This window comes from Marinobacter sp. V34 (genome assembly GCF_055524115.1).
The window spans coordinates 1-3,388 of the sequence record NZ_JBUPZY010000022.1; the positions used below are offsets into that span (position 1 = coordinate 1).

At 53.7% G+C, this 3,388-nt stretch carries 2 rRNA genes; both read left to right on the plus strand.

The window, feature by feature from the left end:
* Window positions 1–236 precede the first annotated feature (236 nt).
* A 23S ribosomal RNA gene (locus tag AC0B60_RS20135) occupies window positions 237–3,132 on the plus strand.
* Between the two features lie 86 nt (window positions 3,133–3,218).
* Window positions 3,219–3,334 (plus strand): 5S ribosomal RNA (rrf, locus tag AC0B60_RS20140).
* The last annotated feature ends 54 nt before the right edge of the window (window positions 3,335–3,388 follow it).

Below are 3,388 nucleotides of genomic sequence, written 5' to 3' on the forward strand. Positions count from 1 at the left end.
TTTCTGATCACTGGGTCAGATTTGCTCTTTAACAAATTGGACGAGATAGAACACGAGTTTATTTCTCTCATTATCTCCGAGAGGAATAGATTCAATGTGATAGCGATTTCAAGCGTTATCCGGTGTTGTCGTTGAAGTGGTTGTATATGACTTCAAGTGGCTGTCTCGAAAGCACCTCCGACTCAGGCTTGCCTGGTGAGGGAGTGAGTTCGTGGTCAGTTGTCTTGGGGTTATATAGTCAAGCAACTAAGCGCATACGGTGGATGCCTTGGCAGTCAGAGGCGATGAAAGACGTGGAAGCCTGCGATAAGGCTCGGGGAGCTGGCAAACAAGCTGTGATCCGGGCATCTCTGAATGGGGAAACCCACCGGTCTTCGGACCGGTACCGTACAGTGAATACATAGCTGTGCGGGGCGAACTCGGGGAACTGAAACATCTAAGTACCCGAAGGAAAAGAAATCAACCGAGATTCCCTCAGTAGCGGCGAGCGAACGGGGACCAGCCCTTAAGCTGGACGACTGGTAGGAGAAGGCCCTGGAAAGAGCCGCCATAGTGGGTGATAGCCCCGTATCCGAAACCTGAGTCCAGTGAAATCGAGTAGGACGGGACACGAGACATCCTGTCTGAACATGGGGGGACCATCCTCCAAGGCTAAATACTCCTGACTGACCGATAGTGAACCAGTACCGTGAGGGAAAGGCGAAAAGAACCCCTGTGAGGGGAGTGAAATAGATCCTGAAACCGTATGCGTACAAGCAGTCGGAGCGGACTTGTTCCGTGACGGCGTACCTTTTGTATAATGGGTCAGCGACTTATGTTCAGTGGCGAGGTTAACCGTTTAGGGGAGCCGTAGGGAAACCGAGTCTGAATAGGGCGATTTAGTCGCTGGGCATAGACCCGAAACCGGGCGATCTATCCATGAGCAGGTTGAAGGTTGAGTAACATCAACTGGAGGACCGAACCCACTGTCGTTGAAAAGCCAGGGGATGACTTGTGGATCGGAGTGAAAGGCTAATCAAGCCCGGAGATAGCTGGTTCTCCCCGAAAGCTATTTAGGTAGCGCCTCGGACGAATACCACAGGGGGTAGAGCACTGTTTCGGCTAGGGGGTCATCCCGACTTACCAACCCGATGCAAACTCCGAATACCTGTGAGTACTATCCGGGAGACACACGGTGGGTGCTAACGTCCATCGTGAAGAGGGAAACAACCCAGACCGCCAGCTAAGGTCCCCAAATACCAGTTAAGTGGGAAACGATGTGGGAAGGCTCAGACAGCTAGGAGGTTGGCTTAGAAGCAGCCATCCTTTAAAGAAAGCGTAATAGCTCACTAGTCGAGTCGGCCTGCGCGGAAGATGTAACGGGGCTCAAACTGGTTACCGAAGCTGCGGCTGTGCACGCAAGTGCACGGGGTAGGGGAGCGTTCTGTAAGCCTGCGAAGGTGTGTCGAGAGGCATGCTGGAGGTATCAGAAGTGCGAATGCTGACATGAGTAACGACAATGGGGGTGAAAAACCCCCACGCCGGAAGACCAAGGGTTCCTGCGCAACGCTAATCGGCGCAGGGTGAGTCGGCCCCTAAGGTGAGACCGAAAGGTGTAATCGATGGGAAACGGATTAATATTTCCGTACCTTGGATAGCTGCGATGGAGAGACGGAGAAGGCTAGGTGAGCCGGGCGACGGTTGTCCCGGTTTAAGCATGTAGGCAGTGGGATTAGGCAAATCCGGTCCCACAATGCCGAGACGCGACGACGACTGCCCTTTTAGGGCGGGAAGTCATTGATGCCCTGCTTCCAGGAAAATCTTCTAAGCTTCAGGCTATTCGAGACCGTACCCCAAACCGACACAGGTGGTCAGGTAGAGAATACCAAGGCGCTTGAGAGAACTCGGGTAAAGGAACTAGGCAAAATGGTGCCGTAACTTCGGGAGAAGGCACGCCGGTGGTATGTGACGCCCTTCGCGGGTTGAGCAGAAGCCGGTCGAAGATACCAGGCCCCTGCGACTGTTTATTAAAAACACAGCACTGTGCAAACACGAAAGTGGACGTATACGGTGTGACGCCTGCCCGGTGCCGGAAGGTTAATTGATGGGGTTAGCGCTTGCGCGAAGCTCTTGATCGAAGCCCCGGTAAACGGCGGCCGTAACTATAACGGTCCTAAGGTAGCGAAATTCCTTGTCGGGTAAGTTCCGACCTGCACGAATGGCGTAACGATGGGGGCGCTGTCTCTACCCGAGACTCAGTGAAATTGAAATCGCCGTGAAGATGCGGTGTATCCGCGGCTAGACGGAAAGACCCCGTGAACCTTTACTATAGCTTCACAGTGAACTTTGAGCATGTTTGTGTAGGATAGCTGGGAGGCTTTGAAACCAGGACGCCAGTTCTGGTGGAGCCAACCTTGAAATACCAGCCTGACCTGTTTGAGGTTCTAACTTGGTCCCCTTATCGGGGATGAGGACACTGTGTGGTGGGTAGTTTGACTGGGGCGGTCTCCTCCCAAAGCGTAACGGAGGAGCACAAAGGTGGGCTAAGCATGGTCGGACATCATGCGGTTAGTGTAATGGCACAAGCCCGCTTAACTGCGAGACAGACACGTCGAGCAGGTACGAAAGTAGGTCATAGTGATCCGGTGGTTCTGTATGGAAGGGCCATCGCTCAACGGATAAAAGGTACTCCGGGGATAACAGGCTGATACCGCCCAAGAGTTCACATCGACGGCGGTGTTTGGCACCTCGATGTCGGCTCATCACATCCTGGGGCTGAAGCCGGTCCCAAGGGTATGGCTGTTCGCCATTTAAAGTGGTACGCGAGCTGGGTTTAGAACGTCGTGAGACAGTTCGGTCCCTATCTGCCGTGGACGTTGGAGATTTGAGGAAAGCTGCTCCTAGTACGAGAGGACCGGAGTGGACGAACCGCTGGTGTTCGGGTTGTGTCGCCAGACGCATTGCCCGGTAGCTATGTTCGGACAGGATAACCGCTGAAAGCATCTAAGCGGGAAGCCCCTTCCAAGATGAGATCTCCCTGGACCCTTGAGGTCCCTGAAGAGCCGTTCAAGACCAGGACGTTGATAGGTCGGGTGTGTAAGCGCTGCGAGGCGTTGAGCTAACCGATACTAATTGCTCGTGCGGCTTGACTATATAACACCCAAGACAATTGCGGATGACGCAATGAAATCAACATCACTCCGTTCTACCTCTCGTCCACCCAGTGATCAACCGTTTTGCCTGACGACCATAGCGGTCTGGAACCACCTGATCCCATCCCGAACTCAGCCGTGAAACAGACCAGCGCCGATGGTAGTGTGGCTTCTGCCCATGTGAGAGTAGGTCATCGTCAGGCTCTTAATACCAAAAACCCCCGCGGCTTCGCCGACGGGGGTTTTTTATTGCCTGT